Origin of the sequence: Collinsella ureilytica (assembly GCF_019795105.1) — a bacterium.
Lineage (GTDB): Bacteria > Actinomycetota > Coriobacteriia > Coriobacteriales > Coriobacteriaceae > Collinsella > Collinsella ureilytica.
In genome coordinates, this window is the sequence record NZ_JAIMFO010000006.1 from 265,927 (window position 1) to 280,759 (window position 14,833).

The following is a 14,833-nucleotide window of genomic DNA, read 5'->3' on the forward strand; positions in this document are numbered from 1 at the left end:
ATTTAGGTACCTTACTATGGAGGTAACTATGGATGAACAAGAATTAGAGTTGCACGAGGAATTAGACACATTAGATACAGACGCATCACTCTTTGAGCTGATTGCTGAACGATATCGTTCTGGAGCAGGCCTTCAGGATGAGGATATTGATCGTATTGCAGATCTCGCTCTCAACGTTTTAAAAGAGCTGCTTCAGTCTTTTGGGGTTGATCATGTAACCATTGATGAGTTTGAAGGTAATGATGGAGAGTTGATTTTTGATATCAATGGATCTGATCTTGCGGTACTTATTGGTCGCCATGGTCGGACACTTGAATCTCTCCAGATGCTTTTCTCATTAATTGTGAGCAGAAAGATTGGTTTCCGCTTCCCTATTGTTGTTGATATAGAGGGATATAAAGCGCGTCGCCATGACAAGGTTGTTGGGATGGCAATGTCTGCAGCTGATCGTGCGGTCAGTCAGGATCGTTCCATCTCACTTCCAGCGATGAGCGCGTATGAGCGCAGGCTTGTTCATATTAGTTTGCGCGAGCGTGCAGATGTGGTAACTCATTCTGAGGGTATGGATGCCGAGCGTCATGTGGTAGTTGAGCCGGTCTAATCAGTTTCGTTTACATACAGAGATTCTCTTGAGGGGTGCATGTCACCCCTCTTTTTGTCTCAAGTTCTTGGTACGCTAAGTTGAGGCAAAAGAATGGAAGGAAGATTATGAATGAGCGCCAACCATTATCCTTATCCGAGCTAGATCAAAAGCAGGTTGATGACTATACCCAGATGCTCCTCTCACTCATACAAAACGGATCCTATGAGTTTGATTTGGAGTATGAGGACGTTCAATCTTGTGTGAAGCATTTGTTATATGTACTTCAGCTTAATAAGATCATCAATCTTACCAGGATCACGCAATTCCCAGACGCGTTAGTGCTTCATATTCTCGATTCCCTTCTTTTTATTTCACTCATGCCAGATACTTTTTCCTTCGCTCTTGATATGGGTACAGGTCCTGGTTTTCCAGGTATCCCGCTCGCTCGTGCAAAAGGTGGTACATGGACACTGCTTGACTCAGTAAAGAAGAAAGTGTTTGCCATATCTTTAGTGTGTAATGAGTTGGAGCTCCAGAACTGTGTTCCTGTGCATGCAAGACTTGAAGACTTTGCTAGACAGCAGAAGGCTCAGTTTGATGTTGTTACTGCACGAGCTCTTGCTCCTCTGCCAGTCTTATTGGAATATGCACGTCCATTTCTAAAAATTGGTGGAAAGCTGATTGTCTCTAAGGGTATCCCTGAGCAGGATGAACTTGAATCTGCTTATAAGGTTGTACAGGTTCTTGGATTTTCCTCAGTATATTCAAAAGAGTTTAATCTCCCTCTTGGTTTAGGACATCGGACTTTGCTTTCATTTAAGGTGATAGATGACTCTTCAGTGAGCTTACCGCGCATTACTGGATTAGCTCGTAAGAAACCCCTTGCTTGAGTGTTTCACGTGAAACATAATGAGTTAAAGTATTCTTCTAAAGGATAGAAAGATGTTTCACGTGAAACATAGGTGATGATATCCAATACTGCATGTAAAGGAGGGATCGTGGGTTTCAAAGAAGTTCCGCGATCAAAAAACGAGAAAGAAACTCGCATAATTGCAATCATTAACCAAAAAGGTGGAGTAGGAAAATCTACAACAGCAGTGAACCTAGCTGCTGCCCTTGGTGAACAATATAAAAAAGTTCTACTCGTAGATTTTGACCCTCAAGGTAATAGTACGAGTGGTTTTGGAATAGATAAAGAAGAGCTTGAATACTGCGTATATGATGCATTGCTACATGATGTTGCAGCAGAAGAGATTATTCAAGATACCGCCTATAAAAAAGTCTTTGTTATTCCAGCTACTATCCAGTTAGCAGGAGCAGAAATTGAGCTTGTATCAGCAATGGCTCGTGAATCACGCTTAAAAGACCTTTTAAACCCGATTCGTGATGACTTTGACTTTATCCTTATTGATTGTCCTCCATCATTGGGTCTTCTCACTATTAATGCATTAGCTGCTGCTGATAGCGTATTAATACCAATTCAATGTGAATACTACGCACTTGAGGGTGTTACCAAGCTGCTAGAGTCAATGCGCATGGTGAAAGGGCGCATTAACCCAAGCCTGGAGACTTTTGGTGTGTTGATGACTATGTTTGACTCTCGTACAAGCTTATCAAAGCAGGTCGTCGAGGAAGTCAGAGCATATTTTGGAAATCAAGCTTTTAAAACTGTTATTCCAAGATCGGTGAAAGTATCCGAAGCTCCATCTTTTGGTGAACCAGTCATTACGTATGCGCCCATGAATAAAGGTGCGCGGGCATATATTAGTCTTGCTCGGGAGGTGATCAAACGTGCCTAGTCCAAAAAAACGCTCTTCACTCGGCCGCGGGCTTGGTTCGTTGATGGGAGAAGCGCAATCAGAAACAGGCTTTACCAGTGAAAGTGGGCCTGTGTCTGTTCCACTCGGTTCAATCAACCCAAATCCCAACCAACCAAGAACGCATTTTAATGAGGATGAACTACAAGAGCTAGCAGACTCAATTCAAGCTCATGGGGTGTTGCAACCGCTTCTAGTACGCAAAAAGGGTAAGAAGTACGAAATAATTGCTGGCGAGCGTAGATATCAGGCTTCATGTAAGCTTGGGCTTGATGAACTGCCTGTAATTATTAAAGATGTTGATGATCAAACAATGCTCGAGATTGCATTGATTGAGAATCTCCAGCGCTCGGATTTAAATCCTATTGAAGAGGCGCGTGGATACAGGCAATTAATCAAACAAAGCGGCATGACTCAAGAGGCACTGTCCCAAGCCGTTTCAAAATCACGTTCGACGATTACAAACTCTTTACGACTTTTAGATCTACCACAAGCAGTTCAGGACTATCTATTTGCTGGATCGCTCACCGCTGGTCATGCTCGTGCAATCCTTGCAGTTCCTTTTGATGAACAAAGGGTTAAGCTAGCTGATAAAGTTGTAACTGAGGGTCTATCGGTTCGTGCGACTGAAAACCTTGCTCCATTGTTTTCAGTCGGAAATCAGCAAAAAGCTGGAAGACCTCCAACACCTCAATCCTTTAAAAAGGCTTCACGAGTATTAAGAAAGCTTTTTGATACGAATGTTCGTGTTAAAACCTTACGCGGAAAGCATAAGATTGAGATTGAGTTTAAAGACGAAGACGACCTTACGCGGATTATGGAAACTATGGTTGGAGCCTCGTCAGAGGAGGTGTAGAGATGAAGTTGATATCGAAGCTTATTATTAGTACGGTAGCGGTTGGAATTGGTGTTTTCCTTGGATATGAGGTATTAAAGAATCCTAAGCGGCGTGAGCAAGCGGCAAATACTATCCGGGGGCTTCAAAGCCAGGCATATGGAGTCATGAAGACCGTTGATGAATCAATCGTGCGTATTAAGTCTGAGCTCATGAATGATGCGGATGCAAATCAAGCATGGGTTGCAAAGCAATGGGATCAGTTTGGCATATAAAAAAAGTTTGGTTATAGCTATTAGTTAGGTACCAAACTAATATTCAATCAACAAGAGAGCAGGTATTTGTATCCTGCTCTCTTTTTCTTTGAAGTCATACGACTGTGCGCTCGTCCTCATGAACTTATTGTTACCAGTGAAAGGTGTAATAGAGAAGGTTAACTCACTATAGATGGAAGGTAGCCAAGATTCGGCACCGAGAAGCGCTGTTTAAGCTGTCCGCAAGCAGCATCAATGTCACTCCCGCGAGAGTTTCGAATCGTGGTCTCAACACCGTGCATCTTGAGACGACGTTGCAAGAGCTTAACCTTCTCAAGAGGAGAGGGTTTAAGAGGGCTATCAGCAATATCGTTTAACTGAATGAGATTCACGTGACAGAGGGTACCCTGACAAAAATCAATGAGCGCATTCATCTCAGGGGTTGTGTCATTCACTCCATCAATCATGGCATATTCATAGCTGGGGCGACGTCCGGTCTTTTCTGTATAGTCCTGTAGGGTTTCATAAAGGCGTAGCAGCGTGAACCTCTTTACACCAGGCATCAATAAGTTGCGTGTGCTTTGCACAGCGGAGTGTAGCGAGACGGAAAGGGTGAATTGCTCTTCTATCGTGGCAAATTTTCGAATTCCAGGAATGAGTCCACAGGTAGAAACGGTGAGATGCCGGGCTCCAATACCGAGGCCCTGAGGGTCGTTGAGTATGCGAAGTGCAGCAAGTGTTTCATCAAAATTAGCAAACGGCTCGCCTTGTCCCATGAACACAACGCTCGTCACACGCTCGTTAAAGTCTTTTTTCACATGGAGAACCTGGTCCACCATCTCACGGGCGGCCAACGATCGAGCAAGACCGTGCAAACCAGTGGCACAAAATGCACAACCCATAGCGCATCCTGCTTGTGTGGAAATGCATACCGCCAAGCGATTGCGATTCGGCATACCGACTGTTTCTACCGAGGTGCCATCAGAAAACTCAAGAAGATATTTACGTGATCCATCACGGGATACTTGTTGAGCTTTCTCGGTTGGCACATTAAAGGAAAAGCGCTCTGCGAGTTGGTTGCGAAAAGACTTTGGTAGATTGGTCATCTCATCAAACGAACATACGTTCTTTTCAAACAGCCACGATATAAGCTGTTTAGACCGGAAAGAAGGTTGTCCAAGCTCATGGGTGAGTTCTTCTAACTCTTTTTGTGAGAGGGTACGAATATCTTGGTACGTGGTGGATCGTTGCATACCGTTCCTTTCAAGGAAAAAACGCGCGTGTACCTCTACAATACTTGAACAGCCAGCTGCCTGCGCCCGCCATAGGTCTTGGGTCTCAGGCTCCATACTTGACGCATCGTTTACACATGTGTGAACGAGAAAGGATGTGAGGGTCGATGAGGGTCTCTGAGATGAGGATTGCGGTTCTTGCCGGCGGCTCATCAAGTGAGCGCGAGATCTCGCTTGCATCAGGTCAAAACGCTACACGAGCGCTTCAGACAGCTGGGTTTGGTTATGTTGAGTTGCTTGATACCGCTGCCACAGATTTTGTTGCCAGGATCACAACCGAGCACTGGGATACCGCCTTTCTCGCACTTCATGGCGCAGGGGGAGAAGACGGTATTATTCAGGGATTTTTGGAATTCATTGGTCTTCCGTATACTGGCTCGGACGTAGCTGCAAGCGTTGCGTGTGCAGATAAAGATTTAGCAAAACTGCTTTATAGCAAAGCGGGTATCCCAACGCCTCCAAGCGTTGCAATCGTAAAAGATGAGTCGTATGACGTGGAAACGATCATTTTGAACTTGGGTGACCAGTGCTTTGTGAAGCCCGCAGATAATGGATCCAGCTACGGTATTACCTTGGTTAAGGATGGACGCTATCTCGATGCTGCTATTCGCAAGGCATTTGAGTACGGGGATAAAGTGCTGGTAGAGAAGCGTGTGTGTGGCACTGAGGTTACGGTTGGTGTCTTGGATACCGGTGACTTGCGTGCGCTGCCAGTCGTAGAAGTATGCTGCGAGAATGAGGGCGCTGAGTTTTACGACTTAAATGTGAAGTATATCGATCCAGCAAAAATTCATCGTATTCCTGCGGAGATTTCAGAGGAAAACAATCTGATGGTGCAAGGGCTTGCCTGTCGTGCTCACCGAGCGCTTGGATGCTCGGGTCTCTCACGCAGCGACTTTATTGTGACTGATGATGGTCCGGTAATTTTGGAAACCAATAGTATTCCTGGTATGACGGACGCGTCGCTGTTTCCAGATGAGATTGCCCACACAGGAGATCTGACATTTCCTGAAGCTTGCGCTCAACTCATACACGCAGCACGCCGCCGTGCGGGACTTTGATCGTTTGACGGTAAGGATGCAACGAATTAAAGAGGCGTTATTGCCAGATACTCCTGACCGCGTGCGGGAGATCTATGAGAATCTGAGTGAATGGTCAAAAGTTCGATCGTTTGGCCTCATCGAAGACGATGTCGTGGTGTTTGATACCGAAACTACTGGTCTGTCGTCATCAGAAAACGAGTTGATTGAGGTTGGAGCCTTGCGCCTTCGTGGTCGTGAGGTGATCGACACCTTCAGTACCTTTGTGAAGCCTCATTCCTCAATACCAGCAGAAATAACAAGGCTCACCGGCATTCGCAATACAGACGTTGTAGATGCTCCTGCAGCAACGGATGTTATTGAGCAATTGGAAGCCTTTGTTGGTGGGGCACCAGTCATTGCTCATAACGCAAGTTTTGATCGAGCGTTTATCGAGGCGGTTGCCGGTGGTGAGCAGGTAAGCTCAATATGGATAGATTCACTGGCACTCTCACGTATTGCCTTACCACGTCTCACCTCGCACCGTCTGTCATTTTTAGCAGAGATATTTGATATCTCTGCTGTGTCTCACCGGGCAATTGATGACGCTCGTGCCTTGGCGGGTGTGTGGCGAATCTTGTTGACTGCCTTGTCTGAGTTACCAAGCGGATTGCTCCGCGCGCTTGCGAATATGCATCCTGAGCATACCTGGAGTTATCGCCCAATTTTTTCTTTTCTAGCTGGACAAAACCCCGGTGCCACCTTCTCTTTCCTTGATGAGCGGGGACAGGTTATCCGCGAAACGGAGCGAGAACCTAAGCGGGATGCGTCCGATGTATCAGGCCTTCTCATGCCAAGTCGTGATGAGGTGAAGTCGCAGTTTGATGCAGATGGTCTCGTAGGACATATGTATCCAGGATTTGAGATGCGATCCGAGCAGGTAACGATGGCTTCCGAGATACGTGATGGGATTGCGACCAGCACGCATCGAGTCATTGAAGCAGGAACAGGTGTTGGAAAGTCAATTGCCTATCTCGTACCTCTGGTTGCTGCAGCTCGCCTCAATAAGATTACGGTTGGAATTGCAACCAAATCAAATAACCTTGCTGATCAGTTAATGAATCAAGAGCTGCCACGTTTAGCGCGGGAATTAGGAGATGATCTGTCTTTTGTTGCGCTTAAAGGATATGACCATTACCCCTGTTTAAAGAAGGTGGAACGTGCCCTTCATGCGCAAGATGCAGCGAGCCTAAAGGATCCTGAAGCGTTTATGACAGCGCTTGCTACTATTTTTGCCACAGCTTGCCAGGGATCAAGCTTTGACTTGGATACCCTTGGGATTCGGTGGCGTCGCATTGATCGTTCAGAGCTGACAACTACCTCAAAAGATTGTACGCGCAGACTCTGCCCATTCTTTCCTGATCGCTGTGTTATCCATGGTACGCGCCGACGCGCGGCTTCAGCTGACGTGGTGGTAACTAATCACTCACTGCTCTTTCGCAATGTTGCAGCAGAAGGCAGGATTTTGCCACCAATTCGGCACTGGGTAATTGATGAGGCACATTCTGCAGAAGCTGAAGCACGACGACAATGGGCGCTGGAGGTTTCAGCTGATGAAACCCGGTCAATCTTTGAGCATGTGGGTGGACAGCGAAGTGGTGCCTTAGGTCATCTGATTCGTGAACTCGCAGGCTCAGATGCAGCAACGCTGTTCATGGGCATCTCTTCTAAAACAGTAGCAGCAGCTACTCGGGCTTCAACTGCTATGGCTTCCTTGTTCGAGGAGGCTCGCAAGGTGGCTCAAGATCTTGAGTCATCCGCGCCAAGCATATGGATAGGAGAAGAGCTGCGAGCTCAACCACAGTGGATACCGGTTGCGCAAGCACAGGAGCTTGCAATTCGTGCGCTTGATCAGCTTGTTTTAAATCTTTCGGCACTTGTTGAAACAGTTGGCGCTGAAAAACCCGAGATGATCGGTGATGTGGCAGACTGTGTGCGCCGTATTCGTGAGATGAAAAAAGCCTTAAATCTCATATGTGCAGGTACTGACCAACGGTATGTATATTCACTCACCGTGCCCCTTCGTGTGAGAGCCGGGGGAGAGCGGTTTCGCGCAGAATGCCTCGACGTTGGGGAAATGCTCGCTGATCAGTGGTTTCCAGAGATGGAAAGCGTTACCTTTACCTCAGCTACGATGAGTGTGTCAGACTCCTTTGAGCATTTCGTAAGCTCGATTGGCTTGAGTCGGCTAACACGCAACGCTCATCGGTCGCTTCACCTCAACTCAAGCTATGACTTTAAGCGGAATATGGCGATTTTTGTTGCAGAAGATCTGCCGGATCCACGCAATCGGAATGCATATCTGGCAGTTCTCAAAGACATGCTGGTTGATATTCATCGGAGTATGAATGGCTCGGTGCTCACGCTCTTTACGAATCGCCGCGATATGGAGGAGCTTTTTGAGAGCATCCAGCCCTTGCTTGCTCGGGAGGGTTTAGCACTGACGTGTCAGTTGAGAGGAATAAGCACGCGTCGTCTGCGCGATGAGTTTATCCACAATAAAGCCTCCTCGCTGTTTGCCCTTAAGTCTTTTTGGGAGGGTTTTGATGCAGCTGGAGACACCCTGCGCTGTGTAGTGATTCCAAAACTACCCTTCGCCATTCCCACCGACCCGCTCTCACTTGAGCGCCGCCGTCGAGATCCCCGCGCATGGGCTCATTACGACCTACCAGAGGCAGTTCTTGCGGTGAAGCAAGCAGCTGGTCGCTTACTGAGGACGTCAACCGATACGGGCGTTTTAGTGCTCGCGGACTCTCGCCTCGTGAGTAAGGGCTACGGTAAGAAATTCTTATCGTCTTTACCGGCAGGCTTTGAGCGTATTCGCGTAGAAGAGGTGGGAGATCGCATTGTTCGCTGGCAACAATATCTTGATCAACACTAGGCGAGCTCTTTTGCACTATCTATGAGGGCGCGTGCATAGGATATAAACCGCTCGGTAAGATCAAGTGGGGCTATGAGCTGAATTTCTCCCCCTGCAGCGAGGATTTGATCGAAAAGCCAAGGCTCAGATGTATAGGCAAGCTCGGCTGTAAGGGCTCCGGTAGGGTGGTCATCTTGCAGCTCGGCAGTTGTTTTGCCCATGCCAGCCCAGGTGCGCGATGCTAAAAGCTCGGCAGACGAAAACCGTATATGAGCGACCTGGCCGGATTGGTGCAGGCTTTCTGCGGTGCTGGTATGTGACCAATCGTGCGATATGACCGAGTCTTCGGTATAGGAAAGCTCAGCGATACGATCTATCCGATAGCGACGCTCAGCATTTGCATCAATATCCCAGGCAATGAGATACGCCGTTCCTGCTTCGAATTCAATATAACCAGGATCAATAGAACGCCAAGATGGTGCTGTTTCTCCACGTTTGCGGTAGAGCATAGAACACCGCACGCCATCTTGTATTGCTTCGGTAAGGACGGAGTAGTATTTCCCCGGCTCACTTCCTTGCGACAGATGAGCGGTGGAAGGTGAGGCATCAAGTGGGAGTAACGACCGTAAAATACGTGCTTTAACAGCCTCGTCAATCTGAAGCACATCTAAGAGATGGCTCAACACCATACCTTCAGGCAAGGTGAGGCGCATAGGCTTCATACGAGCTGCGTCTCCTATCAGCTCAACGGTGCCATCCTCATCACGCACAGCAGCTCGTGCTCCGCTCATACGATCAGCCAACGAGCCAATAATCTTGAGCGCCTGGCCAATCTGGTCTTGATCGAGCTGTAAGACACGGGCAATCTCTGTGCGATCGAGCGTATGGTGAGGAGCAGCAGAGAGCATCGTGAGAAGATCAAGCGCGACCGTAAGGTCGTCAGAGTGAGCTTGTGTGCGCCGCGTGTCTTGCGTGTTATGAGACATGAGCCTCAACCACCTTTCTGAGGTGCTCGCTCCATGCTTGTTGCAGTTGCGGTGGGCTTACGGGACGCATACCCAGACTTGAGGCATGGCTTAAAGCAAAAGCCGCAGCTGCCGTAAGGTTCTGCACTTCAGTCTTCCAGAGCCACTCCTCATCGGTCGATGTAAGGATGCCACGACCTTGTATAAGCGCTTCAAGCTCTTGCTTTCCAGTGCCTCTTGGAAACGAGAAAACAACTTCAGCTGGTTGCTCAGCAGGAAAATCAAAGGGTAAGAAGAGATAGTCTGCAGCAGTGAAGTCATTTGGGATTTCGTAGTGTTTTTGCGGGGCACGCACGCTCAAAACACGATCTGTGCGAAACGTTCGTATGTTGTTCTCATCATCAGCACCAACAAAATAGCAATGGCCATCTTGCATCGTGATGCCATAGACAGCTACAGTGCGATCAGTTTTTCTACCTAAAGCATCTTGATAGGAGAAAGGCAGGCGCTTTTGCATACAAAGCGCTGCCCATACAGCCTCACGTACACCTGCATCTGTCTCGTTTTGTTTGTTTGTATCCAGATGTTTGTGACCAAGATCAACTCGACCGGATTGGGCGGCAGCAAGTTTAATACGCAAGCGATCCAGCGTTTGTGAATAAGGGATATCAGAGCGCCTCTGATAGAGCTCAAGGGCGTCTTCAAGCAAAGCAATATCTTCAGGAAGGATGACACCCATTTGAGCATGGGTAGCCTCTCGATCAAGCATCCAGGTGCTGGAATCAGTTTGGAGCGACCCATCAGGCTTAATTTCTCGAATAATAATGCCGCGCTCGCGAAGATTTGCTCGGTCGCGCTGGAACTTCTTTTTATCAGACTCAGGATTTTCTGATCCATAGCCAAGATCCGAGTCGGCAATAATCTCTTCAGTTGTTGGAGGAACTGGCGAGACCGATACCATAAAAATAAGATTCATCAGGCGCTGAGCTGCTGAAATCGCATCAGTAGATCTGGTTGTTTGCCTATGACGCATAAAAATCAAACCTTCCAGCAAGAAGGGGATAGAAGTGAGGCGTACTCATTCTATTACACGAAAGCCACGCGATAGAATTCCTGCATTTCAGCGACGCTATGTCATTTGATAGAATGCTAGCTGTATAGTTTTTCATATGTGCATCCATTGTTGAATGTGCAATGGTCTGGATAACGAACAGCTGATGTGGAGCCCGTATGGCCAGTACGCAGAAGTATCTTAACCATCTCCTCCAGCAGGTGGGTATTACCCCAGCATGCAGTGAGGAGGAGCGCTCAGCAGCTGAGCGTCTTGCCGCGATCTTCAAGCACCATGGTTTTGATCCTCAAATTCAAGAGTTCACCTCAAGCTCAACCGCTACCTATGCAAAAGCTGTCTTGGGAGTGGCTGTATTTCTCGGCACGCTGCTCATGGGCTTTGGCGGGCCAGTTGGTATTTTTGGCTTTTTGCTGAACCTTGCAGCAGCAGTTATATATTGCCTTGAGCGCATGGGGCGTCCGGTGTTAACGCATCTGGGCAACGGTGGACTCTCTCAAAATGTTATTGCCTACCACCAGGCTTCAGGGCCTATGGCTTCCCCGCGCAATCGCCCGGTGGTCATTGTTGCCCACTACGACTCTCCTCGGGTTGATTTCTTAGCGCAGATGCCCTTTGCTCAATATCGTTCGCTTTTGATGCGCGCGCTTTTGCCAGCCATGATCATTCCTGCTGCAGTTTCCGTTCTCAACTTGTTGCCCCTCCCGGGTGCTGCTAAGACGCTGCTCTGGTTACTTTCTTTGCTGGTGGCGCTTGTACCTTTGTCATATGCAGTGGCGATTATTGCAAATCGCTTCATTTTGCCCTACACCTCAGGCGCAGTTTGCAATAAGTCATCTGTTGCAGCCATGTTGGGTGTTATGGAAGCAACCTCTCCGTATCAAGGAGAAGTGGAATTTCCTGATGACATGCCCTTTGATGAGTTTATGGCCGAACAGCAAGAGTTGGCAGCGAATCTTGCTGCACAAGCAGCAGTTGCTTTAGATGATGAGCAAGAAGAGCAGGAGATTGATCAGGTGGAACGTGACCTTTCTGATACCGGCCTCATCTCCGATGCTGCTTCTCATATTGATGACGAGGGCGCGCAAGCGGCATCCGATGATCAATACGATCAAGATCGGAGCATGAGTGATGGAGACGCCGCATCAACGCGAGCTTTCTCCACCGTACATGCTGAGATAAAGTCTTCTGATGCAACGGTTGAAATGGCGACTACGGAAGATGAAGATGGTGGGTCTTCAAACGAGGGCGGCTTAGACGCTAAAGTTGAGGATCATCCCGTCTCGTCGCTCCCAGTAAATGCATATGGCAACCTGCGCTTTGGTGAAGATATTATTCGTTCGCTCGGTATGGTGTCAGATGCGTGTCGGATTGTCTATGAGAGCACTGAAGATGATCCCGATGAGGCCGGAGATCTTTCTGCTATAGCTGCAGCTAATGATCGTTCGGCAGATGTGCACGCAATCGATCAAGATGCTGATGTGACCAACGATGAGTATCTCGAGGGAGATGCGTCACGTGGCGAAGATGGGCTTTCTGTTCCCAGCTCGGTGGCTGAGTTGGTTGCTGAGGGTGAAGAGCTGCACGAGGAGGTCAAGGACAACCAGGCGTCTGTGGCAGCCGACGAGCATTGTGAGGCTCAACATGAAGCATCGGCTCAGCATGCGCATGAAGATGAGGCTGGTGATGCTACTTCTGATCAGACTGCCGGTGTTGAGCAAGACGAGGCTTCTCAACCAGTCGCTCAGGTGAAGAATAGCCCGGCCGCACGGGATATGAAAACCGCGCGAGATGACCAGGATGCAACTACTGCTGATCCGGGGAAAACGCAGCTCTATCATCCAACAGAGACCGTTGACTCATTGATGGCAGAGATCAACGCCGCTGAGACAGGAACAAGAGGGGTTGATAGTACCCGCTCGATTCCACGTCAGATTCCACCAGTCGTTCCCGATGCCTCTGCACTGCAGACTTGCCACTCAGCGACCAGAAATGTCTTGTTTGATGTTCCCGATCCATCGCATACTACAGTAGATCCTTTCTCAGCACTACACACACCATCGCGCGCTGGTTTTTCGGTTGTGGATGCTGGTCAGAGGACGCCTCACGTGGAGGCGAAGGCACCAGAGCAAAAGCCTGAGGCTCAGCAGCCTGTTGCTGTAATACCTCCTGTTGCGGTAGATACTGAAGATGAAGTACAGCCATATGAGCCTGCCGAGCCTCGGGGGCTCGCGCGCCTGTTTGGTGGAAGAAAGAAAAAGAAGCGCGAGAGCATGAGTGAGTGGCTCGGCGTTGATAAGGACTTTAACGCTAAGAAAACCGGTGGAGAGATTGGATCTTGGGACAATTTTGACTCGGATGATGACTCAAGCTGGAAGGGCGGTGCCGCCGCCCCTGAAGGCTCAGAGTCCGCTGATCTGGTTGAGGCAATTACCTCGCTTGGCGACGATGAGCTTCTCGGCCACGATATTTGGTTTGTAGCAACCGGCTCATCTGAGTGGGGCAATGCTGGCATCAATGCCTTCTTAGCTGAACATCGCGATAAGTTGCGCGGGGTCTTTCTCATCAACCTTGAATCGGTGGGTGCTGGCCAGCTTTCAATCATTACCACCGAAGGGGAGAAGCGCCAGCTCAAGGGGGATCGTCGTATCATGAAGTTGGTCTCGCGTGTGTCTGCAGACTTCCATCATGATTTTGCAACCGCACACCTTCCCTTTGATACCGATGCCTATGCTGCCATGCAAATGAGCCTGCGCTCGTTGACGATCGCTGGTATGGATGGCACTCGCTTGGCGTGTGCAAGAACTGATGAAGACCAAACGTTCAACGTTGATGCAGAAAATGTTCAGGTTGTGGCTGATGTAGTTACTGAGGTAATTCGTCGCTCATAGGTAGAGAATTTTGAGCATACGCAGGAGGTGAGGCCTGCGTATGCTGGTATGCATGTTTGCTTGTATGCATGCTTGCTGGTTCGGTAGATAATGGATGTAGATGGAACAAAAGGAGGTGCCGTGATTCAGTTTATTAAAATGCACTGGAAAGTGTACGTTTTTTTGGCTGTTACGGCAGTCCTTTTAGGTGCAGCGGCAGCCTATATTGTGGGTGTAAAAGGATCTACGCCTCCTGAGTTGCGTGCAAAGCGCATAGCAGCCGAGCAGGGACAAACAGTACTTGAGCGAAGTGAAGGTTTGGCTTCCAGTACAGCAAACGCTGAAGGGTCTGCTGAACCTTCTTCTAAGGTCGGTAGTGAGGCATCAGGTAACGCTTCAGCTGAGTAAGTGAACGAGCTAACACGTACATCAATTGGCTGTGTGTGAGTAGATCCCCTACGAGGATTTACGCTGAGCGGGTATAGTCACAGACTCAGCGAGCAAAAACTACCAGGGTGCGGTCTCGTTGCCCAGTGACATCAGAAGAGCAGGTACAAAGGGTAATAAGGTGATCGGACAAAGGTGACGTTTCGGCGCGAGCTGAAGCGTAGCGCTGCAACTCGCCAATCCAGGCTGCTTTTTCATGTGCACTCTCAAACTCAAACCGCTGAATTGTGGTGTATGAGGCATCAACTTTGCATGCAAGCAGTGGGAAATATATCAAAGGATCAGCGCTGCCTTTTGGTGTGATTTTAAGCGTACCCAAACTTTGAAATACCTCTGGCTCATATGCTCGGTAGATGGTGCCCAATCCCACATATTCATCATCGAGAATATGGTGCCCATACACCAGCGCGTGATCGCTGAACAGATTACAACGGTAGTCAAGCTGGAGGCAGCCATAGGGATCGGGCTGACGATTACGGTTATGACAGAGATAAAACTCTTTGTCATCTGTGTCACGAGGGGTAAGTATAGGCTGGGATAGGGAGCTTTTCGTGAGCTCGAGAAAGGCAACAATATCCGGGTTGAGCTGCTGAAGATTCTCCCAATCAGCTCCTGTTTCTGGAGGGGTATTCTCATCGAGCAGCCTCTTGGGATGTGAGGCATGTTCGGGTTTTGTGGAGTGGGATTCTGAGTGCGTTGCCCATGCTCCCAAAATCCCACTCACAAAAAGACTCCCTGCTACAAATATGCGACGCGTATACG

General features: G+C 48.5%; 13 protein-coding genes. 9 read left to right on the forward strand and 4 right to left on the reverse strand.

All coding sequences use genetic code 11. The features are described from left to right. The first annotated feature begins 28 nt into the window (after positions 1-28). From K6V98_RS05495 to K6V98_RS05515, 5 genes are all read left to right on the forward strand, one after another. Complete coding sequence (locus K6V98_RS05495; protein WP_222199517.1) at positions 29-601, forward strand: Jag family protein; 573 nt, start codon at positions 29-31, stop codon at positions 599-601. Positions 602-708: 107 nt separating this feature from the next. Continuing rightward, on the forward strand, positions 709-1,473 hold the full coding sequence (rsmG, locus tag K6V98_RS05500; RefSeq protein WP_222199518.1) for a 16S rRNA (guanine(527)-N(7))-methyltransferase RsmG: 765 nt from the start codon (positions 709-711) through the stop codon (positions 1,471-1,473). A gap of 108 nt (positions 1,474-1,581) precedes the next feature. Next, positions 1,582-2,382, forward strand: a complete 801-nt coding sequence (locus K6V98_RS05505) for a ParA family protein (RefSeq protein WP_371734529.1) — start codon at positions 1,582-1,584, stop codon at positions 2,380-2,382. Between the two features lie 43 nt (positions 2,383-2,425). Further along, positions 2,426-3,256, forward strand: coding sequence for a ParB/RepB/Spo0J family partition protein (locus K6V98_RS05510; RefSeq protein WP_222199595.1), 831 nt, complete (start codon positions 2,426-2,428; stop codon positions 3,254-3,256). A gap of 2 nt (positions 3,257-3,258) precedes the next feature. Further along, a complete protein-coding gene (locus K6V98_RS05515) occupies positions 3,259-3,510 on the forward strand; it encodes a hypothetical protein (protein WP_222199520.1) in 252 nt (83 codons plus the stop codon). A gap of 158 nt (positions 3,511-3,668) precedes the next feature. On the opposite strand, the gene rlmN is transcribed toward K6V98_RS05515, so the two are convergent. Beyond that, entirely contained in the window at positions 3,669-4,742 is a 1,074-nt protein-coding gene (gene rlmN / locus K6V98_RS05520; RefSeq protein WP_222199521.1) for a dual-specificity RNA methyltransferase RlmN, read from the reverse strand. Between the two features lie 146 nt (positions 4,743-4,888). Here rlmN and K6V98_RS05525 point away from each other — a divergent pair, with 146 nt between their 5' ends. Continuing rightward, a complete protein-coding gene (locus tag K6V98_RS05525; RefSeq protein WP_222199522.1) occupies positions 4,889-5,842 on the forward strand; it encodes a D-alanine--D-alanine ligase family protein in 954 nt (317 codons plus the stop codon). Between the two features lie 40 nt (positions 5,843-5,882). Next, positions 5,883-8,741, forward strand: a complete 2,859-nt coding sequence (locus tag K6V98_RS05530; protein ID WP_306792774.1) for a helicase C-terminal domain-containing protein — start codon at positions 5,883-5,885, stop codon at positions 8,739-8,741. On the opposite strand, the gene K6V98_RS05535 is transcribed toward K6V98_RS05530, so the two are convergent. Then, positions 8,738-9,706, reverse strand: a complete 969-nt coding sequence (locus K6V98_RS05535) for a helix-turn-helix transcriptional regulator (RefSeq protein ID WP_222199524.1) — start codon at positions 9,704-9,706, stop codon at positions 8,738-8,740. The two genes, K6V98_RS05530 and K6V98_RS05535, sit on opposite strands and share 4 nt — an antisense overlap. Then, complete coding sequence (locus K6V98_RS05540) at positions 9,696-10,718, reverse strand: helix-turn-helix transcriptional regulator (protein ID WP_222199525.1); 1,023 nt, start codon at positions 10,716-10,718, stop codon at positions 9,696-9,698. The genes K6V98_RS05535 and K6V98_RS05540 overlap by 11 nt, the downstream gene beginning before the upstream one ends. Positions 10,719-10,915: 197 nt before the next feature. On the opposite strand from K6V98_RS05540, the gene K6V98_RS05545 reads away from it, so the two are divergent. Further along, the gene (locus tag K6V98_RS05545; protein WP_222199526.1) at positions 10,916-13,645 is read left to right on the forward strand and encodes a M28 family peptidase; all 2,730 of its coding nucleotides are present in this window, start codon (positions 10,916-10,918) and stop codon (positions 13,643-13,645) included. A 120-nt stretch (positions 13,646-13,765) separates the two neighbouring features. Continuing rightward, on the forward strand, positions 13,766-14,032 hold the full coding sequence (locus K6V98_RS05550) for a hypothetical protein (protein ID WP_222199527.1): 267 nt from the start codon (positions 13,766-13,768) through the stop codon (positions 14,030-14,032). Positions 14,033-14,117: 85 nt separating this feature from the next. Here K6V98_RS05550 and K6V98_RS05555 read toward each other — a convergent pair whose 3' ends face one another. Next, positions 14,118-14,795, reverse strand: coding sequence for a class B sortase (locus tag K6V98_RS05555; RefSeq protein WP_222199528.1), 678 nt, complete (start codon positions 14,793-14,795; stop codon positions 14,118-14,120). Between the last annotated feature and the right edge of the window lie 38 nt (positions 14,796-14,833).

What these genes read in the sequence shown, in the direction of transcription:
- K6V98_RS05540 (WP_222199525.1), bottom strand. Translation starts at nt 10,718, where the DNA reads ATGCGTCATAGGCAAACAACCAGATCTACTGATGCGATTTCAGCAGCT.
- K6V98_RS05515 (WP_222199520.1), top strand. Translation starts at nt 3,259, where the DNA reads ATGAAGTTGATATCGAAGCTTATTATTAGTACGGTAGCGGTTGGAATT.
- K6V98_RS05535 (WP_222199524.1), bottom strand. Translation starts at nt 9,706, where the DNA reads ATGTCTCATAACACGCAAGACACGCGGCGCACACAAGCTCACTCTGAC.
- rsmG (WP_222199518.1), top strand. Translation starts at nt 709, where the DNA reads ATGAATGAGCGCCAACCATTATCCTTATCCGAGCTAGATCAAAAGCAG.
- K6V98_RS05495 (WP_222199517.1), top strand. Translation starts at nt 29, where the DNA reads ATGGATGAACAAGAATTAGAGTTGCACGAGGAATTAGACACATTAGAT.
- rlmN (WP_222199521.1), bottom strand. Translation starts at nt 4,742, where the DNA reads ATGCAACGATCCACCACGTACCAAGATATTCGTACCCTCTCACAAAAA.
- K6V98_RS05525 (WP_222199522.1), top strand. Translation starts at nt 4,889, where the DNA reads ATGAGGGTCTCTGAGATGAGGATTGCGGTTCTTGCCGGCGGCTCATCA.
- K6V98_RS05545 (WP_222199526.1), top strand. Translation starts at nt 10,916, where the DNA reads ATGGCCAGTACGCAGAAGTATCTTAACCATCTCCTCCAGCAGGTGGGT.
- K6V98_RS05510 (WP_222199595.1), top strand. Translation starts at nt 2,426, where the DNA reads ATGGGAGAAGCGCAATCAGAAACAGGCTTTACCAGTGAAAGTGGGCCT.